General features: G+C 73.0%; 24 protein-coding genes and 1 pseudogene. 16 read left to right on the top strand and 9 right to left on the bottom strand.

Annotated elements, in window-relative coordinates; genetic code table 11:
- Nucleotides 1-101 precede the first annotated feature (101 nt).
- From ACIBTX_RS05615 to ACIBTX_RS05605, 3 genes are all read left to right on the top strand, one after another.
- On the top strand, nt 102-845 hold the full coding sequence (locus tag ACIBTX_RS05615) for a hypothetical protein (protein WP_357171777.1): 744 nt from the start codon (nt 102-104) through the stop codon (nt 843-845).
- Between the two features lie 321 nt (nt 846-1,166).
- Nucleotides 1,167-1,988 (top strand): HAD hydrolase family protein, encoded by an 822-nt coding sequence (locus tag ACIBTX_RS05610; protein WP_355048642.1) that lies wholly within the window; start codon nt 1,167-1,169, stop codon nt 1,986-1,988.
- Entirely contained in the window at nt 1,988-2,800 is an 813-nt protein-coding gene (locus ACIBTX_RS05605; protein WP_357131459.1) for an HAD family hydrolase, read from the top strand. The genes ACIBTX_RS05610 and ACIBTX_RS05605 overlap by 1 nt, the downstream gene beginning before the upstream one ends.
- A 4-nt stretch (nt 2,801-2,804) precedes the next feature.
- Here ACIBTX_RS05605 and ACIBTX_RS05600 read toward each other — a convergent pair whose 3' ends face one another.
- Nucleotides 2,805-3,395, bottom strand: a complete 591-nt coding sequence (locus tag ACIBTX_RS05600) for a bacterial proteasome activator family protein (RefSeq protein WP_357131456.1) — start codon at nt 3,393-3,395, stop codon at nt 2,805-2,807.
- Nucleotides 3,396-3,480: 85 nt separating this feature from the next.
- Between ACIBTX_RS05600 and ACIBTX_RS05595 the strand changes: the two genes are divergently transcribed.
- Together ACIBTX_RS05595 and ACIBTX_RS05590 are read left to right on the top strand one after the other, a co-directional pair.
- Nucleotides 3,481-4,278, top strand: a complete 798-nt coding sequence (locus ACIBTX_RS05595; protein WP_396832082.1) for an alpha/beta hydrolase family protein — start codon at nt 3,481-3,483, stop codon at nt 4,276-4,278.
- Between the two features lie 79 nt (nt 4,279-4,357).
- Nucleotides 4,358-5,545, top strand: a complete 1,188-nt coding sequence (locus ACIBTX_RS05590) for an ABC transporter substrate-binding protein (RefSeq protein ID WP_357131451.1) — start codon at nt 4,358-4,360, stop codon at nt 5,543-5,545.
- A gap of 73 nt (nt 5,546-5,618) precedes the next feature.
- On the opposite strand, the gene ddaH is transcribed toward ACIBTX_RS05590, so the two are convergent.
- Complete coding sequence (gene ddaH / locus ACIBTX_RS05585; protein WP_396832081.1) at nt 5,619-6,452, bottom strand: dimethylargininase; 834 nt, start codon at nt 6,450-6,452, stop codon at nt 5,619-5,621.
- 59 nt (nt 6,453-6,511) lie between these two features.
- Here ddaH and ACIBTX_RS05580 point away from each other — a divergent pair, with 59 nt between their 5' ends.
- On the top strand, nt 6,512-6,973 hold the full coding sequence (locus ACIBTX_RS05580; RefSeq protein WP_354814963.1) for an Lrp/AsnC family transcriptional regulator: 462 nt from the start codon (nt 6,512-6,514) through the stop codon (nt 6,971-6,973).
- Nucleotides 6,974-7,072: 99 nt separating this feature from the next.
- Nucleotides 7,073-8,029, top strand: coding sequence for a zinc-binding dehydrogenase (locus ACIBTX_RS05575; RefSeq protein WP_396832080.1), 957 nt, complete (start codon nt 7,073-7,075; stop codon nt 8,027-8,029).
- Here the strand turns inward: ACIBTX_RS05575 and ACIBTX_RS05570 are convergent.
- The 3 genes from ACIBTX_RS05570 to ACIBTX_RS05560 form a co-directional block, all read right to left on the bottom strand.
- A complete protein-coding gene (locus ACIBTX_RS05570) occupies nt 8,026-9,120 on the bottom strand; it encodes a T3SS (YopN, CesT) and YbjN peptide-binding chaperone 1 (RefSeq protein ID WP_357171774.1) in 1,095 nt (364 codons plus the stop codon). The genes ACIBTX_RS05575 and ACIBTX_RS05570 overlap by 4 nt on opposite strands.
- Before the next feature lie 108 nt (nt 9,121-9,228).
- Nucleotides 9,229-9,492 (bottom strand): DUF6457 domain-containing protein, encoded by a 264-nt coding sequence (locus ACIBTX_RS05565; RefSeq protein WP_357131438.1) that lies wholly within the window; start codon nt 9,490-9,492, stop codon nt 9,229-9,231.
- Nucleotides 9,489-10,172 (bottom strand): NTP transferase domain-containing protein, encoded by a 684-nt coding sequence (locus ACIBTX_RS05560; RefSeq protein WP_357171773.1) that lies wholly within the window; start codon nt 10,170-10,172, stop codon nt 9,489-9,491. Before ACIBTX_RS05560 ends, ACIBTX_RS05565 begins: the two co-directional genes overlap by 4 nt.
- 102 nt (nt 10,173-10,274) lie before the next feature.
- On the opposite strand from ACIBTX_RS05560, the gene fdhD reads away from it, so the two are divergent.
- A complete protein-coding gene (gene fdhD, locus ACIBTX_RS05555; RefSeq protein ID WP_396832079.1) occupies nt 10,275-11,138 on the top strand; it encodes a formate dehydrogenase accessory sulfurtransferase FdhD in 864 nt (287 codons plus the stop codon).
- A gap of 6 nt (nt 11,139-11,144) precedes the next feature.
- Here fdhD and ACIBTX_RS05550 read toward each other — a convergent pair whose 3' ends face one another.
- Nucleotides 11,145-12,191, bottom strand: a complete 1,047-nt coding sequence (locus ACIBTX_RS05550) for a DUF4192 domain-containing protein (protein WP_357131429.1) — start codon at nt 12,189-12,191, stop codon at nt 11,145-11,147.
- A 152-nt stretch (nt 12,192-12,343) separates the two neighbouring features.
- Here ACIBTX_RS05550 and ACIBTX_RS05545 point away from each other — a divergent pair, with 152 nt between their 5' ends.
- The 5 genes from ACIBTX_RS05545 to ACIBTX_RS05525 all read left to right on the top strand — a co-directional run bounded on the left by ACIBTX_RS05545 (nt 12,344) and on the right by ACIBTX_RS05525 (nt 19,051).
- Complete coding sequence (locus tag ACIBTX_RS05545; RefSeq protein WP_357131812.1) at nt 12,344-13,258, top strand: fructosamine kinase family protein; 915 nt, start codon at nt 12,344-12,346, stop codon at nt 13,256-13,258.
- Nucleotides 13,255-14,268 (top strand): GTP 3',8-cyclase MoaA, encoded by a 1,014-nt coding sequence (gene moaA / locus ACIBTX_RS05540; RefSeq protein ID WP_357131425.1) that lies wholly within the window; start codon nt 13,255-13,257, stop codon nt 14,266-14,268. Before ACIBTX_RS05545 ends, moaA begins: the two co-directional genes overlap by 4 nt.
- Before the next feature lie 3 nt (nt 14,269-14,271).
- A complete protein-coding gene (locus ACIBTX_RS05535; RefSeq protein ID WP_355048625.1) occupies nt 14,272-14,526 on the top strand; it encodes a MoaD/ThiS family protein in 255 nt (84 codons plus the stop codon).
- Between the two features lie 12 nt (nt 14,527-14,538).
- Nucleotides 14,539-15,789, top strand: a complete 1,251-nt coding sequence (locus ACIBTX_RS05530; protein WP_357392275.1) for a metallophosphoesterase — start codon at nt 14,539-14,541, stop codon at nt 15,787-15,789.
- A 61-nt stretch (nt 15,790-15,850) separates the two neighbouring features.
- Entirely contained in the window at nt 15,851-19,051 is a 3,201-nt protein-coding gene (locus ACIBTX_RS05525; RefSeq protein ID WP_396832077.1) for a UvrD-helicase domain-containing protein, read from the top strand.
- Between the two features lie 128 nt (nt 19,052-19,179).
- Here ACIBTX_RS05525 and ACIBTX_RS05520 read toward each other — a convergent pair whose 3' ends face one another.
- Both ACIBTX_RS05520 and ACIBTX_RS05515 read right to left on the bottom strand, forming a co-directional pair.
- Nucleotides 19,180-19,809, bottom strand: a complete 630-nt coding sequence (locus tag ACIBTX_RS05520; RefSeq protein WP_357171771.1) for a prepilin peptidase — start codon at nt 19,807-19,809, stop codon at nt 19,180-19,182.
- Nucleotides 19,810-19,819: 10 nt separating this feature from the next.
- Nucleotides 19,820-20,824 (bottom strand): EamA family transporter, encoded by a 1,005-nt coding sequence (locus tag ACIBTX_RS05515; RefSeq protein WP_357171770.1) that lies wholly within the window; start codon nt 20,822-20,824, stop codon nt 19,820-19,822.
- Nucleotides 20,825-21,343: 519 nt separating this feature from the next.
- Here ACIBTX_RS05515 and ACIBTX_RS05510 point away from each other — a divergent pair.
- From ACIBTX_RS05510 to ACIBTX_RS05500, 3 genes and pseudogenes are all read left to right on the top strand, one after another.
- Nucleotides 21,344-21,841 (top strand): annotated as a pseudogene (locus ACIBTX_RS05510) (flagellar basal body protein FliL); the annotation flags it as partial.
- 368 nt (nt 21,842-22,209) lie between these two features.
- Complete coding sequence (locus ACIBTX_RS05505; protein WP_357131809.1) at nt 22,210-22,620, top strand: hypothetical protein; 411 nt, start codon at nt 22,210-22,212, stop codon at nt 22,618-22,620.
- Nucleotides 22,621-22,753: 133 nt separating this feature from the next.
- A complete protein-coding gene (locus tag ACIBTX_RS05500; protein ID WP_357131410.1) occupies nt 22,754-23,992 on the top strand; it encodes an ATP-binding protein in 1,239 nt (412 codons plus the stop codon).
- 45 nt (nt 23,993-24,037) lie between these two features.
- On the opposite strand, the gene ACIBTX_RS05495 is transcribed toward ACIBTX_RS05500, so the two are convergent.
- Nucleotides 24,038-24,586: an N-acetyltransferase gene (locus ACIBTX_RS05495; protein ID WP_357131806.1), complete on the bottom strand. Its 549-nt coding sequence runs from the start codon at nt 24,584-24,586 to the stop codon at nt 24,038-24,040.
- Nucleotides 24,587-24,662: the final 76 nt, after the last annotated feature.

Here is a 24,662-nt window from a genome sequence, read left to right as displayed (position 1 = left end):
GCGCGGCGGACGTGGGCGGGCGCGCGGTGTCGACGGCAGCGCCGCGACCGAGGGCTGTGCCATGATTCGACGCAGGCCCGTGACCGGCGGAGGGATGGCCGATGCCCGAGGATCTGCCCGTTCCGCGGCAGGGAGACTCGCCCGACGCGCCGGCTGTGATCGAGTGGGGCGCCGACGAGCCCGCGCGGACACGCCGGTTCGGTAATCCCCTGGTCGGCCTGACCCGTGACCCTCGTCTGCCGCTGCTGCTGGCCGGCCTCGGCGCGGTCGCCGGGATCGCGTCGATGATCGGCGAGTGGCTGCTGACGACCGTGCCGAGCGGCGGGGCCGAGGGGCCCAACACGATCGAGGTGCGGGCCAGCGTGTCCGAGATCGGCGGCTTCGGGGTCGCTTATCTCGCCGGCCTGCTCGGCCTGGCCTGCGCCGTGGCCCTGGCGCTGGGGGGCACGGCGGCGGTCCGTGCGAACGCGCGGCTGGTCGGGCTCACGCTGGCCGGCGCGCTCCTGGCGTTGCTGGTCGCCGCTACCGCGACGCTCCACGACACCGGGGAGCGGGCCCTTCTCTACTCGCCCGAGGAAGAGTTCCGGGTCGAGTACGGCCGCGGTCTCGTGCTGGCGTTCGTCGCGTGCGTCCTCTTCGCCGCCGCCCTGCGACTGGCCGGGGCCGTACCGGCCGACGCGTCCGCCGGGCCGGCTGACGACGATGCCCCGGCCGCCGACGTACCCGCGATGCGCTCCTGGCGTCGCCGCCCGGACCCGGGTCCACTCGACGACGGCCTACCCGCCCCCGCCGATCTGACGGTGGAACCGGCCACCCCCTTCGCCCGCCCCGAAAACCCCACCTAACCCCACCCCCACCCCCGCGCCCCGCGCCCGCGCCGATCTTGCGATTTCTGTCCTCATATAAGGCGCATAAGTCGACAAATCAGCAACCGAAAGTGCAAGATCGGCGAGGCGAGGGCGGGGCGAGAGGCGCGGGCGCGGGAACGGGGCGCGAGAGGCGCGGGTGGGGTTGGACACCTGGCGGGTGGCGCGCGTTGGTGCCCGATTCGCCGGGAAGCCATGGTTGCGACCCTTTCGGCGAGGTACTGTTGCTGCCCGCCGTCACGCCGGGTCTCGACCAGGACCGCACGGCTGGCTGCGACGGCGGTGGGCGAAGGAGGAACGATGACCCGCCCGGGACTGCCCAAGCTGATCGCGACCGACCTCGACGGAACACTCGTCCGCAGCGACGACACCGTCTCCGCGTACACCCACGGGGTGCTCGACCGGGTGCGGGCCGCCGGTATTCCGGTGGTCGGCGCGACCGGACGCGGCCCTCGCCTGACCGAGCTGACCCGCAACGACATCCGCGCCGCCGACTTCCTGGTGATGGCCGGCGGCGGACGTGTGGTCGACCAGAGCGACCCGGCCGGCCCGGTGGTGCTCCGCGACGAGCGCCTGCCCGCCGAGGTGCTGGCCCGGTTGCTCGCCGACCTGGAGGCCGAGGTCGGCCCGCTGACCGTGATGGTCGAGGCGTCCGACGAGCACGACGCCCCGCTCTGGGGTGACTACCACCCGAGCTGGCCCTACCAGGACCGGTTCGAGGCGCGCACCCGCGACGAGTGCCTCTCCTGCGACGTGCTCAAGGCGTTCGCCAGAACCGCCGACCACCACGTGGACGAACTGCTGGCGGTGGCCCGCCGGATCGTCGAGCCGCAGGTCGCCACGCTCACCCAGGCCGGGCTCGGTTTCATCGAGATCTGCCCGCCCGGGGTGGACAAGGCGACCGGGCTGACCGTCGTGGCGCAGACGCTCGGGGTCGACCCGGCCGACGTGCTGGTCTTCGGCGACATGCCCAACGACCTGCCGATGTTCGAGTGGGCCGGCTGGTCGCGGGTGGCGGTCGCCAACGCTCACCCCGACGTCCGCGCGGCCGCCGACGAGGTGACCCTGCGCAATGATGACGACGGAGTGGCGGTGTATCTGGACCGACTACTCTCCCGATGATGGGAGAGACACCCCGGCTGGTAGCCACGGACATCGACGGCACGCTGATCCGCGACGACCACACGGTCAGCCCGCACACCGCCGACGTGCTCGCGCGGATCTCCGCGCGAGGCACGCCGGTCGTGCTGGTCACCGGCCGCCCGGTCCGCTGGCTCAAGATGGTGTACGACCAGCTGACCGAGCCTCTGCCGGCGGTCTGCGCCAACGGCGCCGTGGTCTACGACCCGGTCAACGACGAGGTGTTACGGGCCGACCCGCTCGCGCCACAGCATCTGGTGGAGGTGGCCCGGCGGCTGCGCGCCGAGGTGCCCGGCATCAGCTTCGCCGTGGAGATCCTGGACAGCCGGGAGATGCGTCACGAGGCGGACTACCCGCTGCGCTGGGATGCCGACGCCGACGCCATCCGGCCGATCGAGACACCGGAGGAGTTGCTCTCCGTGCCGGCGGTGAAGCTCCTCGCCCGGGCCGGCGAGCAGGACCCGGACGCGTTCGCGGCGCTGATCGCCAGGGCGCTGCAAGGGCTGGCCGAGGCGACGCACTCGTCGTCCTCGGGGCTGGTGGAGATCTCCGCGGCCGGGGTGACCAAGGCGGCCGGGCTCGACTGGTACTGCGACCGGCTCGGCGTGGCCGCGGCGGACGTGGTCGCCTTCGGCGACATGCCGAACGACGTACCGATGCTGAGCTGGGCGGGGCGCGGCGTGGCGGTGGCCAACGCGCACCCCGCCGTCCTCGCGGTCGCCGACGAGGTGACCGGCTCGAACTCCGACGACGGCGTGGCCGCGTACCTGGAGAAGGTCTTCGGGGTCCAGTGACCGGTCAGAGGTACTGGCCGGTGTTGTGACCCTCACCGCCGCCGGGCTGGCCGATGCCCGGCATGCCCGGGACGACCCCACCGGGGCCGCTGGGCAGCGCCTGCCGGCCGCCGCGCATCTGCTCAAGCTGAACCCGGGCGGCCATCTGCTGGGCGACCAGGGCGGCCTGGATGCCGTGGAACAGGCCCTCCAACCAGCCGACGAGCTGGGCGTGCGCGATGCGCAGCTCGCTCTCGCTGGGCGCCTTGTCCTCGGTGAAGGGCAGCGAGATCCGCTCCAACTCGTCGCGCAGCTCGGGCGCGAGACCTTCCTTCAGCTCGACGATCGAGCGTTCGTGGATCTCCCGCATCCGGTGCCGGCTGGCGTCGTCCAGCGGAGCGGCCTTGACCTCCTCCAGCAGCTGCTTGATCATGCTGCCGATCCGCATCACCTTGGCCGGCTGCTCGACCAGGCGGGTCGGATCCTCACCCTGACCCTCCTCGGTCTGCACGGTGCCGATCGGCCGCCCGTCCGGACCGACCACCACCACGGTGCCGGAGTGGCCGGAGTCGTCGGGGCCGGGCTGGTCGTTCTGCTCAGCGGTCATGGGGTCCATTTTTACCCAGGAGGTCCGGCCCACGCCGCCCGGGACCGACTCCCCTGGACCGAACCACCCGGGCGGGGCGCGCTACCGTCGCGCCATGTCTGCCGACCCACGCGCCGTGCTGACCCGGCCGGCGCCCGCGCCGGACCGGACGGTGGCGTACGGCGACCACCCCGACCAGGTCGCCGACCTTCGCCGCCCAGCCGGTTCCGGGCCGGCCCGGCCGCTGGTCGTCGTGGTGCACGGGGGCTTCTGGCGGGCCGAATACGACCGGCGGCACACCGGACCGCTGGCCGCCGCGCTCGCGGCCGACGGGTACCCGGTGGCGCAACTGGAGTACCGACGTACCGGGCAACCGGGTGGTGGCTGGCCGGGCACGTTGACGGACGCCCTCGCCGGGATCGCGGCGCTGCCGGCGCTGGCCGCGCCGGCGCTGCCCGGTCGGGTGAGCGGGGCCGCGCCGATCCTGATCGGTCATTCCGCCGGTGGCCACCTGGCGTTGTACGCGGCGGCCACCGCGCCGTCGACGGTGGGTGGGGTGCTGGCCCTGGCCCCGGTGGCCGATCTCGCCGAGGCGTACCGGCTGGACCTGGACTCCGGTGCGGTCGCCGCGCTGCTCGGCGGCGGTCCGGGGGATGCGCCGGACCGGTACGCGGCGGCCGATCCACGATCATTGGTACCGATGCCAACACGCACGGTAGTGATGCACGGCTCACTGGACGAACAGGTGCCGGTCTCGATGAGCCGGGACTTCGTGGTGGCAGCTCGTACCGTGGGATCCGATATTTCCCTTGTCGAGCTGCCCGAATGCGAGCATTTCGGGCTGATCGATCCGGAGTCCTCGGCTTGGCCCCGAGTGCTCGATGCATTGCGGTCCCTGCACGATGATCACTAGCCATTGACGCAGCGTCGCCGAGCAGGTAGAACGCCGGAGGGGCGCTGTTCGCCCTGCAACGCTCCTGGGAAGGAACTCGGTGTCGCAGATGAATCGCAGGCGGGCGCTCCAACTCCTGGCCGCGCTCGGTACGACCGGATTCGCCACCGCGTGCGGCTCCGACACCGAGGCTCAGCCGACCCCCACCAAGAGCCCGATCAAGATTGGTCTGATCGCACCGAAGGGCGGCGGCTTCAAGTCCATCGGTGACGACATCACCAACGGCTTCCAGCTCTTCCTCGACCTGCACAACCAGCAACTGGGCGGGCATCCGGTCGAGCTGCTCACCGCCGACGAGGGCGAGACCGCCAAGACCGGCAAGGCCGCCGTCGACCAGCTCCTCAAGCAGAACGTGCTGGCGCTCACCGGCGTGGTCAACTCGTCGGTGATGGTGGGTATCCGCGACACCATCGAGGACGCCCGAATCCCGCTCATCGGGTCGAACGCCTCACCGAGCAGCCTGCAGAGCGTCGTCTACATCTGGCGTACCTCGTACGTGCTGGACGAGGCCGGGCGGGCACTCGGCCGCTACCTGCGCGACCAGCTCCCGGCGAACGGCCGGATCGCGATCATCGTGCCGGAGAACGTGGGCAGCCCGGACGTCGTGCGGGGCTTCAAGCAGGAGTTCGGCCCCACCGACCCGCGCATCGCCGACCCGGTGACCAACACCAGCCCCACCCCGAACCCGAGCAAGACCACCTATGTGGCGGACATCGAGAAGGCGCTGCGCAAGAACCCGACCGCTGTCTTCTGCTTCTTCGCGGGTGCGGCCGCCGTCGAGTTCATCAAGCAGCTCCGCGACCAGTTCTCCGGGCCCGTGTACGCCCCCGGCTTCCTCACCGAGGGCGCCGTGCTGGATAGCCTGGGCCGGGACGCGCTGGGCATCCAGACCGCCCTGAACTACTCGGCCGACCTCAACAACACGTCGAACCGGGTCTTCGCCTCGGCGTACCGCAAGAAGCACCAGAGCACGCCGACGACCTACGCGATGGCGTCGTACGACGCGGCCCAGGTGCTCGACCAGGCCATCCAGCTGACCGGCGGAACGCCCACCCCGCAGCAGGTCAACCTGGCGCTGGGCAAGATCGGCCAGATCGACAGCCCGCGCGGCATCTGGCAGTTCAACCAGCCGCGTACCCCGCAGCAGAAGTGGTACCTGCGGGAGGTCCAGCAGGACGGTCAGGTCATGTCGAACGTGCTGATCAACGAGCTGGCCACGCTGGGCTAGAGGCTGTCGGGACGAAGCAGGGGCCGGCCTCCCCACGGGAGGCCGGCCCCTGCCGTACTCGGCGCTGTTCGGGTCAGTGCCGCAGTTCGGCGATGCAGCACTTCACGCTGCCGCCGCCCTTCTTCAGCTCGGCCAAATCGACCGGCACCGGCGTGTAACCGGCGGCCTTGAGCTTGCCCGCCAGTCGGGTGGCCTCGCTGTTGAGCACCACGTTCGCGCCGTCGCTGACCAGGTTGAGCCCGAAGGACAACGCGTCCTCGTCGTCGGCGATCACCGCGTCCGGGAAGAGCTGCGTGAGGACGCGCTGACTGGCCGCGGAGAACGCGCCGGGGAAGTAGACGATGTTCGCGTCGTCGAGGGCGGCGAGCGCCACGTCCAGGTGGTAGAAGCGCGGGTCGACCAGCCGCAACGACACCACCGGCCGACCCAGCGCCTCCTGCGCCTCGGCGTGTGCCGGAATCTCGGTACGGAAGCCGTGCCCGGCCAGGATGAGTCCGCCGTGCGCCTCCGGCACGTACGCGAAGTCGCCCTCGCCCTCGTTGGTCTCGTTCGGGGCGAGGAAACGCCAACCCTGCTGCTCGTAGAACGCGTGGTGCGCGGCGGCCTCGGCGGTCCGCTGCTCGTGCTTGAACCGCGCGCCGTAGACGCTGCCGTCGACCACGAAGGCGCCGTTGGCGGCGAACACCATGTCGGGCAGCCCCGGCTCCGGCGTGAGCAGGTGCACCTCGTGGCCGAGACCGACGAGCGTGTCGCACAGCCGGTCCCACTGCTTGACGGCCAGTTCCCGGTCGACCGGGGTGGTCACGTCCATCCACGGATTGATCGCGTACTCGACCGCGAAATGCTCGGGCGAGCACATGAGATATGTCCGCTTTCGCGGGACTCGCTGCTGGTTCACGGTCACCAAGAGTAGGTATCGTTGAACTTTGGTAACAGCCACAACCATTGCTTCCCAGAGGCGGAACGTTGCAGATAGACGCCGTTGACCAGCGGATCATTGCGTTGCTTGTCGCCGACGCCCGCGCGTCGTACGCCGACATCGGCACCCGGGTGTCACTCTCCGCCCCGGCAGTCAAGCGCCGGGTCGACCGACTGCGCGCCACCGGCGTCATCCGGGGATTCACGGCTGTCGTCGACCCGGCCGCCGTCGGCTGGACCACCGAGGCGTTCGTCGAGCTGTTCTGCGCCGGCCGGACCACCCCGGCGCAGATCGGCGTGGCCGCCCGCCGACACCCCGAGGTGGTCGGCGCGTACACCGTCTCCGGCGAGGCGGACGCGCTGGTGCACCTGCGTGCCGCCGACATCGCCCACCTCGAGGCGGCCCTCGAGCGACTGCGCGCCGAGTCGTTCGTGACGTCCACCCGCAGCACCATCGTGCTGTCCCGGCTGGTCGAATCCCCCGGCGTCGGGCCGTCCACCGGCGCCTGACCGTCCGCCGCCCGGCTCGGCCCGCAATGCGCGGCTTGACCTCAAGTCTGGTTCAGGTGTTGGACTCGTGGCGGCATGGCACGACACGAGGGGGAAGTGATGCGGGCGATCTGGCTACGTGAGTTCGGCGGTCCCGAGGTGCTGACGCCCGGCCCGGCGCCGGATCCGACGCCCGGCCCCGGCCAGGTGTTGATCGACGTCGCGCACGCGAACGTCACCTTCGTCGAGACGCAGCAGCGCTCGGGGCGTCCCGGGCCGAACCGGTACACCCCGCCGCTGATCCCCGGCAACGGCGTCGGCGGCGTCATCACCGCCGTCGGGTCGGACGTCGACCCGGCCCGCATCGGGCAACGGGTGGTCACCGCCACCGGCGGCGCCGGCGGGTACGCCGAACAGGTCGCGGTGGACGCGTCCGCGCCCATCGACGTGCCGGCCGGGCTGGCGCTGGACGCGGCCGTGGCGCTGCTCGCCGACGGGCGTACCGCCACCATGCTCGTCGAGGCGGTCGGCGTCCGCGCCGGCGACCGCGTGCTGGTCGAGGCCGCCGCGGGTGGGGTGGGGAGCATGCTCGTCCAGATCGCGAGGCGGGCCGGCGCACACGTGATCGGCGTGGCCGGTGGACCGCGCAAGGTGGCCCTGCTGCCCGGGCTGGGCGCCGACGTGGCGGTCGACTACCTACGGCCGGGCTGGGCCGATGGCGTCCGCGACGCGGTGGGCGGGGTCGACGTGGTGTTCGACGGCGTCGGCGGTTCGGTGGCCAGGGCGGCGTTCGAGCTGTTGAACCCGGGCGGCCGGATGATCAGCTACGGGCTGGCCAGCGGCGAGTGGTCCCCCGTCACACCGGATGCCGCCGCCGAACGCCAGATCACGCTGATCCGGCCGGACGTGCCGCCCGCGCGGCTGCGGGCGTACACCATCGGGGTCCTGGGGGCTGCGGCGGCCGGGCAGCTCCGGCCGCTGGTCGGCCAGCGCTTCCCCCTCGAACGCGCCGCCGACGCGCACGCCGCCATCGAGGCGCGCGCGACGGTCGGCAAGACCCTGTTGGACGTGGCCTAGAGGTACATGCCGGTGCGGTGCTGGGAATCGTCACTCCGGACCGGCTTGTCGCCCTCGCCGAAGAAGCGCTTACCGCCGAACTCACCGTGCAGGCGATCGTCCAACTCGTCGGCGAGACCGGTCATCACCTGCACCGCCAGCATGAGATGGGTCGCCTGGAAGTTACGGCCGAAGACCGGGATGGAGGCCCAGACCGTGTCGTCGGCGCAGTACAGGCGACCGATCGGCATGCGGTTGGTCAGCTCCGACAGCTTGACGTAGAGCCGTTCGGTCGGCTCGACCTCGGTGAGGACCGGGGAGAGGACGTCCACCAGCGGCGGATTGTCCCGCACCCGCACGAAGACCATCGCCGAGCCGGCCCGGATGGTGATGTCGCCGTCCGAGTCGATCTGCAACCGCTCGGCGTCGGACTTCAACATCGTGGACACGACGGTACGGACGCGCTCCGGCAGGTCCAGCACGTCGTCCCGGTCGGCGGACGCCTCGGCCAACGCCTCCTGAAGGTCCCCCTCCACGTCGGCGTCCGGGCCGAACTCGCTGCGCGCGGTGCCCAACGGCTCGACGGCCAGTGGCTCGCCGTCGGCGTCGTGCACCAGGTAGACGAGGAAGGCCGGGTGGGGTGCGCCGTACACGTCGCGCAGCGTCCGGGACAGCAGCGGGGCGATCCGGTTGGCCTCCGCCACCGTGCCGTCCAGCCCGAACGCGCCGCCGGAGCCGGCCACCACGCCGGGCGGGGACCAGCCGAGCGCCACCATGTCCGCCACGGCGGCACGGTCCAGCCGGTAGCCCTGCGGCAGCGCCGCGTTACCGACCGCCCGAGCGGAGAGACCGCCGTCGTCGGTCGCGTCGACGCTGATCGAGTAGACGGCGTCACCCGTACCGGAGGCGGTGGGATCGAGGGTCAGTTCGAGGTGCGCGCCGGCCGGTAGCTCCCGTAGCCGCAGGGCGAGCATCCGGGCGAACTCCCGCCAGGCCTCCGTCACCTTGGCCCGCAGATCGGTGGTGCTGGGGTCGTCGAGCAGGATCGACTCCGCCGGCTCGGGTGTACCGCCGGGCTCTGAATCCGACGCCGAGGGGTGGTCAGCCGTCATGATCGCCTCCGTCCGTTCCGATCACCCTACCCACGGTCCACTCGGCTCGAATCAGCCCGGACCGGGATCGGACACCCGGCGCCGTGACACCCGCACGGGGCGCGGCGGTCAGGAGGTGGGGTCGGCGAGTTCGGCGTCGAGCCCGACCGGCCAGTCGGCCGCGAGGGCACTGAGCCGGGCCGCGGCGTCCGCCGGATCGGCGCCACGACCGACGGCCAACCCCAGGAGGTACGCGCTGACCGGCGCACCCGGTCGCACCACCTGGTGGGCGACGTCGCGGGCCAGGTCCAGCACCGCCGGAACCGGCACCTCGGCCGGGTCCAGACCCACCTCGGCGCAGGCCGCCGTGACCCAGTCGTCCAACACCGTCATCGCACCCACTCCTCCGCCCGGCGTACGTCCTCGTCAGTGTCGCAGTCGAACCAGGGCGGCGGACCGGCACCGGCCCACGGCACGTCGTGGATCGCCAGACCGGCCAACAGCGCCCGCATCGAAGCACCGGCCGGACTGCCGCCCCGCTCGGCGGCCAGCCGCAGCAGCCCGGCCCGCAGCGCGTCGACCCGCCACACTCCGCAGAGCGACTGCCGCCGTCCGTCCGCGTCGACGAAGCACACCCCGTCGACAGCCTCAGGGTGAAGGCCGAGTGCCGGGCTGTCCGCCGGGGCGGCGAGTGCCGGGGTGTCCGCCGGGGCGGCTGGTGCTGGCCTCCCCGCGGCGGTGAGGTGGGTGAGCAGGTCGCCGATCGCGGCGCGGGTGAGCAGCGGCAGGTCGGCGGCGAGCAGCGCGACGAGCGTCGTGTCGGGGTCGAGCAGCGCCAACCCGGCCGCCGTCGCGGCGACCGGCCCGCCTCCGGGCGGATCCTCGCGCGTCACCCGTACGTCGTCCGGCACGTCGTCAGCGGGCCCGACCAGCACCCGCGGCGCGGCGTCCCCCACCGCGGCCAGCACCCGGTCGCGCATCGAGCGACCACCGACCGGCAGCGCGGGCTTGTCCACCCCGCCCATCCGGCGGGCGGCCCCACCCGCGAGCACCACGGCGGCGTACGTCCCCATCCGGTCACGGTAGCCGTGCCGGCGCTCGGCCGCCGGGCGCTGCGGGGTGCCTGATGGGCGGCGGCCGTGCGGGCCGGCCGGGGCGGGGTGCAGGATGGCGGGATGGGACGGGCGACTGACCGACGGCGCGTACTGCGGATCGACCTGGACGCGGCCGACGGACGCGCAGCCGTCAGACGGCCTGACACCCTCGCTGTGGAGGAGCCGTTGGAGATCCGGGTCGGCCCGGCCGGTCCGGACCGACGCAAGCCGCTCGCCGTCACCATGCGCACCCCCGGAGACGACCTGGACCTGGCGATCGGCTTCCTGCTGACCGAGGGGTTGATCCGGTCCACCGACGACGTGCTGACCGCTCAACTCTGCTCCGGCGCGGAGACTCCGAACACGTACAACGTGGTGGACGTGGTGCTGGCCCCCGGCGTCCCGGAACCAACCACCGACCCGTCCCGGAACTTCTACACGACCAGCTCCTGCGGGGTCTGCGGCAAGGCCAGCATCGACGCGGTCCGTACCCGCTCGCTGTTTCCGGTCGTCCAGGACCCGCTCGTCGTACCGGCCACGCTCCTCGCCGAGCTGCCCGGCCGGCTGCGGGCCGCCCAGCACGCCTTCGACCGCACCGGCGGGCTGCACGCAGCGGGACTGTTCACCCCGGCCGGAGAGCTGGTGACACTGCGGGAGGACGTGGGCCGGCACAACGCCGTGGACAAGGTCATCGGCTGGGCGGTGCGGGAACGGCACCTGCCGTTGACCGGGCACCTGCTGCTGGTGTCCGGCCGGGCGAGCTTCGAGTTGACCCAGAAGGCCTGGATGGCGGGACTGCCGCTGCTGGCGGCAGTGTCCGCGCCGAGCACCCTCGCGGTCGAGCTGGCCGAGGAGGCGGGGATGACGCTCGTCGGATTCCTGCGCGGCCGGACCATGAACGTGTACGCCGGCCCACAGCGGATCACCATCGAGCAGCCGACCTGACCCGGGTCAGCGGCGGCCACGTCGACGTCGCTTGCGGGGGCGGACCACGCCGGGCACACCGACCGAGGGCCAGCCGTCCAGTTCGGAGGGGGGTACGCCCCGCCGGAGCAGGTCGTCCAAGAGCAGGGCCAGCGAGTATTCGGGGTGCAGGCTCAGCGTCCGTTCCAGCGCGACCGCCGCCAGGGCCCCCTGACCCGCCCGCCACGCCGCGAACGCCAGGAGCGCGCCGGGCGCGGCGGTCAACTCCGGCTCGGCCCGGCGCAGCACGTCCGTCCAGAGGTCGATGTCCCGCTCGCGGCCGTCGGTCCGTTCCCAGGCGTGGTCGCGGACCGGCAGGTGCCCGAGGAGCAGGCTGAGCCAGGCCACCTCGTCGTCGTCGAGCCGCTCACCGCGCCGCTGTCGTCGTTGCGCGTCGCGGACCGCCGTCACCCCGGCGGAGCGTACGGCCCGCCCGCCCAGCAGGTCGCTGGCGGGCGCCTGCTCGATCAGCTCGATTAGCCGTCGCTCGGCCCGGACGGTGGCCGCCCGCAGCGCCTCGCGGGCCGGGCCGGCCACCGGCGACACCTGCGCCACGAGGGCCGCCCGATCGGGGAGGGCGACCTGACCGGCGAACACGGCCGACGCGGTCACCGCATTGGCCTGCGGGTCGTAGCGCCGACCCTCGGGCGGGCAGCAGTCCACCTCGGTGCACAGGTAGGACCACCACCGGCCGTCGGTCACCCGCAGCGCGTCGAGCACCTCCAGGCCGGCCGCCGTCAGGGCGGCGCGCACCGCGTCCACGCTCGGGGTCACCCTCTCGGGTGACCCGTAGCCCACCACGGTGGCGGCGTCCGCGCCCTGCCGGTGGATCACCCCGGCCAGGTGCCGGGCACGGTCGACCGGATCCGTCGCCGGCTCGGGCAGGTCGGCGCGGGCGGCGAAGATGATCTGTCGACCGCGCAGCGCCACCGCGACCACGCTGTCGGCCGGGTGGAAGCCGAGCAGGTACGGCACGGCGGCGATCAGATCTGCGGGCGAGCGGACGGAGAGCTTCGGACGTTCGGTCGAGGTCATGCAGGAAGGCTGCGTCCGAGCCGCGGAGCCTTCCAGACCCTGTGGATGACACGCGACTTATCCACAACTACGGAGCGTATTCCCAGAGGTAGAAGCGATTCGATGTGCTCACAGGACACCGTGGTGTCATGGGCAGCCGCTACCGTGCGCTGATGGACCTGGCGTACCTGCGCGCGCACCCGGCACACCTGCCGACGTTCCGGACCCACCAGCGGCTCCGGGAGACGCCGGTCGCCGGAGGCGACATCTGCGCCGCCGCCCGGCTGACGCTGGACGACGGTCACTCGGTCTTCGCGAAGTCCTGGCCGGAGGGGTCCGACCGGCCGGCACCCGAGGGCTTCTTCGCTGCCGAGGCCGCCGGGCTGCGCTGGCTGCGGGAGGCCGACGCGATCGGCGTACCCGAGGTGATCGTGGCGTTGCCCGACCTGCTGGCGCTCGACTGGGTGGAGCCCGGCGAGCCGACGCCGCAGGCCGCCGATCGCTTCGGTCGGGAGTTGGCCGCCCTGCACCGGGCCGGCGCGCCTGCCTTCGGCGCGCCGTGGGACGGCTTCATCGGTGCGCTTCCTCAGGACAACACCCCCGACGACGGCCCCTGGTCGACGTGGTTCGCGCGGCGGCGACTCGTTCCCTACCTACGCCTGTCCGTCGACGGCGGTGCGCTGACCAGCAGCGATGCCGCGCTCATCGAACGGGTGATCGGGCACGTCGGTGAGTTCGGCGGGGACGAGCCGCCGGCCCGCGTCCACGGCGACCTGTGGCCGGGCAACGTGCTGTGGGGCATCGACGAGCGGGCCTGGCTGGTCGACCCGGCGGCGCACGGCGGGCACCGCGAGACCGACCTCGCCCAACTGGCGCTCTTCGGTGGTGTCGCGCAGCTGGACCGGGTCCTTGCCGCCTACCGGGAGAGCTGGCCGCTGGCCGACGGTTGGCGCGAGCGGGTGCCGCTGCACCAGCTGCATCTGCTGCTCGTGCACACCGCGCTCTTCGGCGCCGGTTACCGCGATGCGGTTGTCCGGGTCGCCCGAGCCGCCCTGGTCGGCGTCGAGCGCGCTACGGTCGACCGGTGAGTGTCGACCGACGTACCGACGGCGTCCTCGTCGACCGGTACGGCCGCATCGCGCGGGACCTGCGCGTCTCCCTAACCGACAAGTGCAACCTGCGGTGCACGTACTGCATGCCGGCCGAAGGGCTGCCCTGGTTGGCCGGCCCGGAGCTGCTCACCGACGAGGAGATCGTCCGGCTGATCCGGGTGGCCGTCGAGCAGCTCGGCGTGACCGAGGTGCGGTTCACCGGCGGGGAGCCGTTGATCCGGCCCGGCCTGCTCGGCATCGTGGGCGCGGTCGCCGCGCTCGATCCGCGCCCCCGGATCTCGCTCACCACGAACGGCATCGGCCTGGACCGGCTGGCGCCCGCGCTGCGGACGGCCGGCCTGGACCGGGTGAACGTCTCGCTGGACACCCTGGACGCGGCCCGGTTCGCCCAGCTCACCCGCCGTCCCCGCCTCGACGCGGTGCTGGCGGGGCTCGCCGGGGCGGCGGCCGCGGGTCTCGACCCCGTGAAGATCAACTCAGTCCTGATGCGTGGGGTCAACGAGGACGAGGCGCCGGCCCTGCTCCGCTTCGCGCTCGACCACGGCTACCACCTGCGGATCATCGAGCAGATGCCGCTGGACGCGCAGCACGGCTGGGACCGGAGCACGATGGTCACCGCCGAGGAGATCCTGGCCTCCCTGCGTACCCAGTTCGACCTCAGCCCCGACCCGGCCGAGCGCGGCGCGGCGCCCGCCGAGACCTGGCTGGTCGACGGCGGCCCGGCCCGGGTCGGCGTGATCGCCAGCGTCACCCGGCCCTTCTGCGGCGACTGCGACCGAACCCGGCTGACCGCCGACGGCCAGGTGCGCGCCTGCCTGTTCGCCACCGAGGAGTCCGACCTACGGGCGGCGCTGCGCGACGACGCGACCGACGACGAGTTGGCGCAGCGGTGGCGTACCGCGATGTGGGGCAAGCGGGCCGGGCACGGCATCGACGACCCCACCTTCCTCCAGCCGACCCGGCCGATGTCCGCGATCGGGGGTTGAGTCGTGGAACCGAGGCCGTTGACCGTCCGCTACTTCGCCGGGGCGCGGGCCGCCGCGGGCCGCTCGGAGGAGGTCACGCCTGCCGGCCGGTCTCTCGACGACCTGACGGCCGAGCTGTCCCAGCGGCACGGCGACCGACTGGCCGCCGTGCTGCGGGTGGCCAGTTTCCTCGTGGACGGCGTCACCTGCCATGATCGTCGGGCACCCCTGCCGGGCGGGGCCACGATCGATGTCCTACCCCCGTTCGCGGGCGGCTGAGGGGGCGCGCACATGTTGGCGGTTCTAGGGTTCATGGGCGTACTGGCCCTGGTCACCGGGCTGATTCACCTCTACCTGTGGAAGCGTCTCGTCCGGGACACGACGACGCCGGGTCGCTGGCGGCGGGTCGGCGGGATCGCCGCCGGAGTGCTGGCGGTGCTCGTACCGGTCACCCTCGTCGGCACGCAGGCCGGCCTCTACTGGCTCGCCTGGCCGGGCTACGTGTGGCTCGCCGTCATGTTCTACCTGCTGGTCACGCTGGTCGTGCTGGAAGTGCCGATGCTCATCGCGCGTCTGGTGCTACGCCGCCGGGTGACCGTCGCCGAGCCGACCACCGCCGCGCCCGAGCCGGTGCTGGTCGGGGCCGCCGGGCCCGCCGATCCGCCGGCCGCCGGCGCGGTCGCGGCACCGGACCACGACCCGGCCCGTCGCCTGCTGCTGGCGCGCGGCGCGGCCATCTTCGCCGGCCTCACCGCCACCGGCATCACGGGGTACGGCGTCCGCACGGCGCTCGGCCCGCCCCGCCTCGACCGGGTGCGGATCCCCCTGGCCAAGCTTCCACGCAGCATGGACGGCCTGCGTATCGCCACCGTCTCCGACATCCACCTCGGCCCGCTGCGCGGCCGGGCACACACCGAACGGATCGTCGCCGCGATCAACCGCCTCGACGCGGACCTGGTCGCGGTCGTCGGTGACCTGGTCGACGGCTCGGTCGCCGAGCTGGGCCCGGCCGCCGCGCCGCTGCGTGACCTGCGCTCCCGGTACGGCAACTTCTTCGTCACCGGCAACCACGAGTACTACTCGGGGGTCGAGGAGTGGGTCCAGGAGGTGGACCGGCTCGGCCTGCGGGTTCTGCAGAACCGCCGGCAGGAGATCCAGGCCCGGGGCGGTGTGCTCGACCTGGCCGGCGTCAACGACCTGAACGCGGACCCCAAGGGCACCGGCCTGGCCGCCGGCCCGGACTTCGAGGCCGCCCTGGGCGACCGCGACCCGAGCCGCCCGGTCGTCCTGCTCGCACACCAGCCGCTCGCCGCCAAGCAGGCGGCCCGCTACGGCGTCGACCTGCAGCTTTCCGGGCACACGCACGGCGGGCAGCTGATGCCGTTCAACCTGGCGGTCCGTCTTCAGCAGCCGGTGGTGAGCGGGCTCGGCGAGGTCGACGGCACGAAGGTCTACGTGACCAACGGCGCCGGTTTCTGGGGTCCGCCGGTGCGGGTGGGCGCCGAGCCGCAGATCAGCCTCGTGGAGTTGCGCTCGGCATAGCGGAGGTCACGTCCGCGCGTGGCGGAAGGCGGGCCGCGTGGCGGGCGTGACAGGATGCGGCGTGCCCCCGTTCAGTGACGTACCCCCCGGTGGCCTTGCGCCCTTCGTCGCGGACCTGCACATCCACTCGAAGTACTCGCGCGCGTGCAGCCGGGACCTGACCCTGCCGACCCTCGGATGGTGGGCGCGGCGCAAGGGCATCGCCCTGCTCGGCACCGGCGACTTCACCCACCCCGCCTGGTACGACCACCTGGTGGAGGCGCTGCGCCCGGCCGAGCCGGGGCTCTACCGGCTCAGCCCGGAGACGGAGCGCGACATCGCCCGCCGGCTGCCGCCGCGACTGGCCGGTACGACCGACGCGGACGCGGTCCGTTTCATGCTGAGCGTGGAGATCTCCACCATCTACAAGCGGGACGACCGGACGCGCAAGGTGCATCACCTGGTCTACCTGCCCGATCTGGAGGCGGTGGCCCGCTTCAACACCGCTCTGGGGCGGATCGGCAATCTCGGCTCCGACGGCCGGCCGATCCTCGGTCTGGACTCGCGGGACCTGTTGGAGATCACGCTGGAAGCCAGTCCGGACGGGTATCTCGTGCCGGCGCACATCTGGACGCCGTGGTTCTCCGCGTTGGGCTCGAAGTCCGGCTTCGACGCGATCGCCGACTGCTACGCCGATCTGGCCGAGCACATCTTCGCCGTGGAGACCGGTCTGTCGTCCGACCCGGCGATGAACTGGCGGGTCGGCAGCCTGGACGGGTACCAGCTCGTCTCCAACTCGGACGCGCACTCGCCGCCGGCCCTCGGTCGGGAGGCGACCGTGCTGACCGGCGAGCGGGACTACTTCGCCGTCCGGGAGGCGCTGCGCACCGGTGTCGGCCTGGCCGGCACCATCGAGTTCTTCCCCGAGGAGGGCAAGTACCACGCGGACGGGCACCGGCTCTGCGGCGTCAACTGGTCCCCGGAGCGGACCCGGGCCGCCGGAGGGCTCTGCCCCGAGTGCGGCAAGCCGCTCACCGTGGGCGTCCTGAGCCGCATCGAGGAGCTGGCCGACCGACCCGACGGGCACCGCCCGGCGCACGCCCGGGACGTCACCCACCTGGTGCCGCTCGCCGAGATCCTTGGTGAGATCAACAAAGTGGGCGCCCGTTCGAAGAAGGTCGAGGGGCGGCTCAACGAGCTGCTCGCCGCGCTCGGCCCCGAGTTGGAAATTCTGACCACGACGCCGCTGTCCGACATCGCGCAGGCCGGCGGTGAGCTGCTCGCCGAGGGCATCGGTCGGCTGCGGCGGGGCGACGTACGCCGGGTGCCGGGTTACGACGGCGAGTACGGGGTGATCACGCTGTTCGATCCGGCGGAGCTGGGCACGGGCGCTGGCACGGCGCAGGAGACGCTGTTCGACGTACCCGTGTCGGTGCCGTCGCAGCGACGTCCGGCGGAGCCGGCGGCTCGCGCGACGGCGAAGCGCCCGGCGGCGGCCAAGGCGGAGTCGAAGCGCAAGCCGGCCCCGCCTCCCGCGCCACCGATCGCGCCGCCGCCGTCGCCGCACGAACCGTTCGAGCCGATGCTCTCCGGTATGGAGGAGGTCGGCACCGGCCTGCTGGACCGCTTGGACGCGATGCAGCGGGTGGCGGCGTCCGCTCCCGGCGGACCGCTGCTCATCGTGGCCGGACCGGGCACCGGCAAGACCCGGACGCTGACCCACCGGATCGCGTACCTCTGTGCGGAGCTGAACGTCTTTCCCGAGCACTGCCTGGCGATCACGTTCACCCGCCGTGCGGCCGAGGAGCTGCGGCACCGCCTCGACGGGCTGCTCGGTCCGGTCGCCGAGGACGTCACCGTGGGCACGTTCCACGCGCTGGGGTTGACCATTCTGCGGGAGAACGCCGACGCGGCGGGCCTGCCGGCCGGCTTCCGGATCGCCGACGACGTCGAGCGGGCGGCGGCCCGGTCGGAGGCGGGTGACGACACCGCCGGCTACACGGCGCGGCTGCGCAAGCAGGACCTGGTCGACCTGGACGAACTGGTCACCCTGCCGGTGGAGCTGCTGCGCGCGGACCGCAAGCTGGTCGAGCGGTACCGGGACCGCTGGCGGTGGATCTTCGTCGACGAGTACCAGGACGTCGACGCGGTGCAGTACGAGCTGCTGCGGTTGCTCAGCTCCGCCGACGGCAACCTCTGCGCCATCGGCGACCCGGACCAGGCGATCTACTCCTTCCGGGGCGCCGACGTCGGCTACTTCCTGCGTTTCTCGCAGGACTTCACGGACGCCCGGCTGGTCCGGCTCAACCGGAACTACCGCTCGTCGGCACCGATCCTGGCCGCCGCCGTGCAGGCCATCGCGCCGTCCTCGCTGGTCCAGGGCCGGCGACTGGATCCGGCCCGGCTCGACCCGGAGGCCCCGCTGGTCGGCCGATACCCGGCGTCGTCCGTCGCCGACGAGGCCGACTTCGTGGTCCGGACCGTCGACGAACTGGTCGGCGGGCTGTCCCACCGATCGCTGGACTCGGGTCGGATCGACGGCCGGTCCACCACGCTGTCATTCTCCGACATCGCCGTGCTGTACCGCACCGACGCGCAGGCCGCTCCGATCGTGGACGCCCTGACCAGGGCCAACATCCCCGTGCAGAAACGCTCGCACGACCGGCTTCGGGACCGGCCCGGGGTGGCGGCGATCGCCCGCGAGCTGCGGCACGCCGACGGGTTGGCCGGGTCGCTGGCGGCCCGGGTGCGGCTGGCCGGCCAGACGGTCGCCGAGCGGTTCGCGGTACCCACCCTGGATGGCACGGGTAGCGGGGCCCGCCCGGAGGACGTGCGCTCCGCGGTGGATCTGCTGACCCCGCTGGCCCACCGCTGCGGCGACGACCTGGAGGTGTTCCTGTCGCAGCTGGCCACCGGCGCCGAGGTGGACGCGCTCGACCCGCGCGCGGAGGCGGTCACCCTGCTGACCCTGCACGCCGCGAAGGGCCTCGAATTCCCGGTGGTGTTCCTGGTCGGCGCCGAGGACGGGCTGCTGCCGCTGCGCTGGCCCGGCTCGACGCCCGACGAGGACGCGGTCGCCGAGGAGCGCCGGCTCTTCTTCGTCGGCCTGACCCGGGCCCAGGACCGGCTGTACGTCAGCCACGCCGCCCGCCGTACCCGGCACGGCGCGGAACGCGACTGCACACCCTCGCCGTTCCTCGCCACGATCGATCCGGGCCTGTTCGAACGGTTCGGCGAGACCGAACCCCGCCGCCCCAGGGACCGCCAACTCCGCCTGATCTGAGCCCCGGCGGGCGCGGAGGCCAGGTGGCACGTTGAGCGTGATGCCTCAGAGGCATCAAGATGACTCAGAGGCATCACGCTCTTTCGGGCGGGCCGGCGGGAACGCGCCGTGCCGGGCATGCCACAACCTCAGCCAAGGAGCACGCCGAGCCACGCGCCGGCGAGCAGGGCCGGCCCGAGCGGGAGCAGGGTGTCGCGGCGTACCCGTCGCGTGGCGAGCAGGCCGACCACCAGCCCACCCTGTAGCAGGTGCGCCAGCAGGAGCCCGGTGAGCAGGGCGTCGTGTCCCAGCCAGCCGAGCGGCAGTCCGAGGACCACGGCGAGCTTGACGTCCCCGAAGCCGAGCCGGGATCTCGGCAGCAGGGCGAGCAGCACGTGCGCCGCGCCGCAGAGAACCGCACCGACCAGAGCGCCGACGAGACGCCCCGGAGTGGCGGCCAGCAACGCCGTCCCGGTCAGGCCGCCGAGGGCCAGCGTGCCGGCAGCAGCGACCAGTGGGTCGGGCAGCCGCAGGCACCCGAGGTCGACCACGGCCAGCACCAACCCCACCACCGCCACCGCGACAAGGACCGGCAGCGCCGGGTCGTCGCGCCGCACGGTGGCGAGCCCCACGAACACCACGACCGCCACCGGCGGACAGAGCCAGGCCGACCCGATCCGCCGCGCCGGCGGATCGACGAACCGCCGGGCCAGTGAGGGTACGACCAGACCGACCAGACCGCCGAGCAGCGCCACCCCCACCAGCGCGGCCGCCGACATGGGCCGGACGTTACCGGCGGGCTCCCGCCCGCGCCGCCCCCGATCGTGGAACCGCTGCCTTGCGGCGTGGGCGTTCGGTGCTCACCACCAGGGCCACCCCGGCGACGATGACCGCCCCGCCGAGCAGCACCTGCGGTGTGATCGGCTCGGCCACGAGCAACGCGCCGAGCGCCACCGCGACCGCCGGGTTCACGTACGCGTACGTCGACACCAACGAGATCGGCGCGCTCTGCAGCAGCCAGACGTACGCCGTGAAGGCCACCAACGATCCGGCCACCATGAGATAGGCCAGCGCCAACCAGGACCGGGCGCTGACGGCCGACGGGTGGAAGTCACTCAGTTCGCCCCGGCCGGCGGCGACCACGGCCAGGGCCAGCGCTCCGGCCGCCATCTCGTACACGGTCGCCACAAACGGGTCGGCGGGCATTCCGATCCGGCCCGACAGGAACGACCCGAAGGACCAGGCGGCGGCTCCCGCCACCACCGTGAGAGCGCCGACCAGTGGCACCGCGTCCGAGGTACCGGCCGGCAGCACCAGCAGCACCAGACCGACGAAGCCCACGGTGACCCCGGCGAACGTCCAGAGCGGCGGTCGGTCGCCGGTGACCGACCGCAGCAGCACCACGAGCAGGGGCACGGTCGCCACCAGCAGGGCGGCGACGCCGGAGGGCAGCGCCACCCCGGGCGGCCCGGACTCGGCGAGCACCACCAGCCCGTTGCCGCCGGCGAGCAGGAGCACACCGACCAGCGCGGCCGAGCCGAGCTGTCGAGGCCGCACGCGGAGGGCACCCGGGCCTCGGCGTAACCGCAACACCACCGCCAGCACCAGACCGGCCACCGCGAACCGCATCGTGGCGGACAGCAGCGGCGGCAGCGTCTCCACCGTGATCCGGATGGCCAGATAGGTGGAGCCCCACAGCAGGTAGACCACGATCAACGCGGTCCAGACCAGGCTTGGCGCGGCGTCGGCGCGGCGGCCGGATGCGGCGGCGGCGCTCGGTGGAGGTGAGCTCATCGGTGGACCACGCTACGGTGACCTCGGAGTCGGCGTCGCGCTTTGGTGGCCGGCCTCTCACCACTTGTGCAGGAGGGCGGCATGACGAACTACGGACCACCGGGTGAGGGCTACGGACGCCCGTGGCGTGGGCAACGCCCCGACGAGACGCCCAACCGGCCGCCGCAGCAGCCCTATCCGCCGGCCGCGGAGCCCTATCCGCCGGCGGTCCAGCCTTACCCGGTGGCGTCGCAGCGGCCCGGACCCTACGGCGACGGCCCGTACGGCGGCGCACCGGCGGCGCCCTATGAGGGCGGCCAGTACGGGGGCGGCCAGCACGGAGGCGGCCAGCACGGAGGCGGCCAGTACGGGGGCGGCCAGCACGGAGGCGGGCAGTACGGAGGCGGCCAGTACGGAGGCGGCCAGTACGGGGGCGGCCAGTACGGGGGCGGGACGGAGACGCCGTACGGCGGCGGGGCCTCGGAGCCCTACGGCGGCGCGTACCCGACCGTCGACGGGAACCCGGCTTACGGCCCCGGGCCCTACCAGCCCGACGGTGACGGCCCCGAATCCGGGCCGCCGAGGCGCGGACGGGGACCGCTGATCGCGGTGCTGGCGGTCGTTCTGCTGCTGGTGGTGGCCGGCGGCGCGTACTGGTTCCTGCGGGGATCGGACGATCCGGCGCCGACCACGGCCGCGCCAAGCGGCTCGGCCGCCGCGGCGGAGCCCACCGCCGGTGTGACCGAACCGGACGAGCCGGCGCCGAGCGCCGCGGCGCCGGAGTCGTCGGCCGATCCGCGGTTCGTCAAGGTCGGGCAGTGTGTACGCAACGACGGCGTATCGGGCGGCAAGCCCAAGCTGCTGATCAGCGGCTGCGCGCCGAAGTCGTACGAGGTGCTACGCCGCGTCGACGGCGCGACCAGCGGTGAACGCGACGCCGAGGCCAAGTGCGCCAAGGTCGAGGGCTACACGAACTGGTACTTCTTCGATAGCGAGCTGGACACTCTCGACTTCGTGCTCTGCCTCAAGCAGCGCTGACCACCCACCCTGGGGATGACATGACGACCTACGGACCACCGGGTTCCGGGCAGCCGGACGACCCGTACCAGCGTCCGCCGACCGGCCCCGGCGGCCCGCCACCGGTCGATCCGACGCTCCCGCAGTGGGGGCCACCACCTGAGCCCTCGCAGTGGGCTCCGCCGCAGCAGCCGGCGCAGTGGAACGCTCCGCCGCAGCAGCCGACGCAGTGGAACGCTCCACCGGGCCAGCCGGCGCAGTGGAACGCTCCGCCGGGGCCGTTCCCGCCCGCCCCCGGTCAGCCGGGAGCACCGTTGGGCCCGCCGCCGCCCGGCGCGTACCCGATGCCGCCCGCCGCCCCCGCCGGTCGCAACGGCCGCAAGGTCGCCCTGATCGTGGGGTTGGTCGTGTTGCTTCTGCTCTGCCCCTGCCTCGGTCTCGTCGGCTGGGCGGCCTGGCGGATCGCCGACTCCGACAGCGACGTCACGCCCGTGCCGTCGGCGAGCGCGCCGGTCGTTCCTCCCGGCCTACCCAGCGATGCGCCGAGCCAGGTCGCGCCGTCGCAGGACGAGGAGGAGGAGTTCGCCAAGGGCGACTGCGTGGTCAACGACGGCAGCGAGGACGACGCGGAGCTGCGCAAGGTGCCGTGCGGCCCGAACACCTACCAGGTGCTGCTGCGGATCCCGGCGACCACCGACGGGGACCGGTGCGAGACGCTCGCCCCGCAGGCGACCGCGAACTACGTACACGACAACTCGATCGACCTGTTCGACTACGTGCTCTGTCTGAAGAAGCAGTAGACGATTCCCGAAACTAGGGCTGTCTAGCGTGGACGCTAGACAGCCCTAGTTTTGTCTCGACGACCCCGACACGCCGTAGCCTCATCTATCCATATCTAGCTTCCCAGCTAGAGGGCCCGATATTCTGCGATGCGTGGATCCGGTCCGCAACCCGTACGCCCCCGGCGCCGGTCAGCGCCCACCCGAACTCGCCGGACGGGGGCGCGAGCTGGACGTGTTCGACATCGTGCTGGAACGCATCGCCCGCGGCCGGCCCGAGCGCAGCCTCATGCTCACCGGGCTGCGCGGCGTCGGCAAGACCGTCCTGCTCAACACCCTGCGGTCACAGGCGATCAACCGGCTGTGGGGCACCGGCAAGATCGAGGCTCGTCCGGACCAGTCACTGCGCCGCCCCGTCGCCGCCGCGCTGCACATGGCGGTCCGCGAACTCGCCCCACGCCACCGCGCCCCAGACCGGATCGACGCCTTCCTCGGGGTGCTCAAGGCGTTCGCCCAGCGGTCCACGCCGACAGGCCGCGGGGCCACGCCCAAGCTGCGCGACCGGTGGCAACCCGGCATCGACGTACCCGCCGCCAGTGGCCGGGCCGACTCCGGCGACATCGAGATCGACCTGGTCGAGCTGTTCAGCGACGCCGCCGACGTGGCCAGCGACGTCGGCACCGGCATCGCGCTCTTCATCGACGAGATGCAGGACGTCGGGCCGGAGGACGTCTCGGCGCTCTGCGCCGCCTGCCACGAGCTGTCCCAGATCGGCGCCCCACTGATCGTCGTCGGCGCCGGGCTGCCCCACCTACCGGCCGTGCTCAGCGCCGCCAAGTCGTACTCCGAGCGGCTCTTCCGCTACCAGCGCATCGACCGGCTCGACCGGATCGCCGCCGACCAGGCGCTCTGCGCGCCGGCCGAGCGCGAGGAGGTGGAGTACGAGCAGAAGGCGCTCGACCTGCTCTACGAGAAGTCCGGCGGCTACCCGTACTTCGTCCAGGCGTACGGAAAGGCGACCTGGGACCACGCGCCGCGGTCGCCGATCACCGCGGCGGACGTCCGGGTCGCCGCGCCCGAAGCCGAGGCCGAACTGGCGGTCGGGTTCTTCGGCTCCCGGTTCGAGCGGGCCACCCCGGCCGAGCGTGAGTACATGCGGGCGATGGCCACGCTGTCCCTGGTGGAGGGCGAAGCCAGCGGGACGGTACGCGACGACATGGACGCCGCCGTGCCCACCGCCGAGATCGCCCGCGCCCTCGGCCGCAAGCCGGCCAGCCTCTCCCCGGCCCGGGACGCGCTGATCAAGAAGGGGCTCATCTACTCCGGCGAGCGGGGCACGGTGGCCTTCACCGTTCCACACTTCGGCCGCTACCTGCGCACCCAGCCGGCCTGACCCCGCGACCGGTCGGCCCGACGGGCGCGGTGGCGGGCCGGCGAGTCAGACCTGGGACCAGGGCGCGGGGAAGACGACCTCGCCGCGCGGCGGCGGGCCCTCCTCGCTGGTGGACGGCGGCAGCACCAGCGCCTGCCAGGGTTCACCCAGACCGGCCCACGGGCTGCTGAGACCCAGCTCGGTGGCCGGCCCGAAGCCGAAGCGCCGGTAGAAGGCCGGGTCACCGAGCACCACGACCACCCGCTCACCCAGTTCGGTGGCGGCGTCCAGGGCGGCCTGCACCACCGCGCTGCCGTGTCCGACCCGCTGTCGGTGCGGCGCCACGGCCACCGGTCCGAGTGCCAGGGCCGGCACCACGGCACCGCGTTCGGGCCGTACCCGGACCCGGGTGAGCAGCGCGTATCCGACGATTTCCCCGCCGTACTCGGCGACCATGGCCAGTTCGGGCAGCCAGGCGTCGGTGCCGCGCAGGTCGTCGACCAGTCCCACCTCCGGCGGCGTCTGCACGTCCGGGCGGGCGAACGCCGAGGCCAGCACCCGTCGCACCGGGCCGGCGTCGGCCGGGTTCTCGGGGCGGAGCCGCAGCGTCGTCACCCGCGCGACCTTACCCGTCACGCCCCGTCCATCAGCGATGGTCGCTCGATTCGGCGTGGCGCGCGCGGCCGCGGAT

Origin of the sequence: Micromonospora sp. NPDC049359 (genome assembly GCF_044466585.1) — a bacterium.
In the GTDB taxonomy this organism is placed as follows: domain Bacteria; phylum Actinomycetota; class Actinomycetes; order Mycobacteriales; family Micromonosporaceae; genus Micromonospora.
This window is presented reverse-complemented; position numbering and strand designations above follow the sequence as displayed.

Excerpts from the sequence above, each read along its gene's own strand:
- ACIBTX_RS05615 (WP_357171777.1), top strand. The coding sequence starts at position 102 with ATGCCCGAGGATCTGCCCGTTCCGCGGCAGGGAGACTCGCCCGACGCG.
- ACIBTX_RS05610 (WP_355048642.1), top strand. The coding sequence starts at position 1,167 with ATGACCCGCCCGGGACTGCCCAAGCTGATCGCGACCGACCTCGACGGA.
- ACIBTX_RS05605 (WP_357131459.1), top strand. The coding sequence starts at position 1,988 with ATGGGAGAGACACCCCGGCTGGTAGCCACGGACATCGACGGCACGCTG.
- ACIBTX_RS05600 (WP_357131456.1), bottom strand. The coding sequence starts at position 3,395 with ATGGACCCCATGACCGCTGAGCAGAACGACCAGCCCGGCCCCGACGAC.
- ACIBTX_RS05595 (WP_396832082.1), top strand. The coding sequence starts at position 3,481 with ATGTCTGCCGACCCACGCGCCGTGCTGACCCGGCCGGCGCCCGCGCCG.
- ACIBTX_RS05575 (WP_396832080.1), top strand. The coding sequence starts at position 7,073 with ATGCGGGCGATCTGGCTACGTGAGTTCGGCGGTCCCGAGGTGCTGACG.
- ACIBTX_RS05570 (WP_357171774.1), bottom strand. The coding sequence starts at position 9,120 with ATGACGGCTGACCACCCCTCGGCGTCGGATTCAGAGCCCGGCGGTACA.
- ACIBTX_RS05565 (WP_357131438.1), bottom strand. The coding sequence starts at position 9,492 with ATGACGGTGTTGGACGACTGGGTCACGGCGGCCTGCGCCGAGGTGGGT.
- ACIBTX_RS05560 (WP_357171773.1), bottom strand. The coding sequence starts at position 10,172 with ATGGGGACGTACGCCGCCGTGGTGCTCGCGGGTGGGGCCGCCCGCCGG.
- fdhD (WP_396832079.1), top strand. The coding sequence starts at position 10,275 with ATGGGACGGGCGACTGACCGACGGCGCGTACTGCGGATCGACCTGGAC.
- ACIBTX_RS05550 (WP_357131429.1), bottom strand. The coding sequence starts at position 12,191 with ATGACCTCGACCGAACGTCCGAAGCTCTCCGTCCGCTCGCCCGCAGAT.
- ACIBTX_RS05545 (WP_357131812.1), top strand. The coding sequence starts at position 12,344 with ATGGACCTGGCGTACCTGCGCGCGCACCCGGCACACCTGCCGACGTTC.
- ACIBTX_RS05530 (WP_357392275.1), top strand. The coding sequence starts at position 14,539 with ATGTTGGCGGTTCTAGGGTTCATGGGCGTACTGGCCCTGGTCACCGGG.
- ACIBTX_RS05520 (WP_357171771.1), bottom strand. The coding sequence starts at position 19,809 with ATGTCGGCGGCCGCGCTGGTGGGGGTGGCGCTGCTCGGCGGTCTGGTC.
- ACIBTX_RS05515 (WP_357171770.1), bottom strand. The coding sequence starts at position 20,824 with ATGAGCTCACCTCCACCGAGCGCCGCCGCCGCATCCGGCCGCCGCGCC.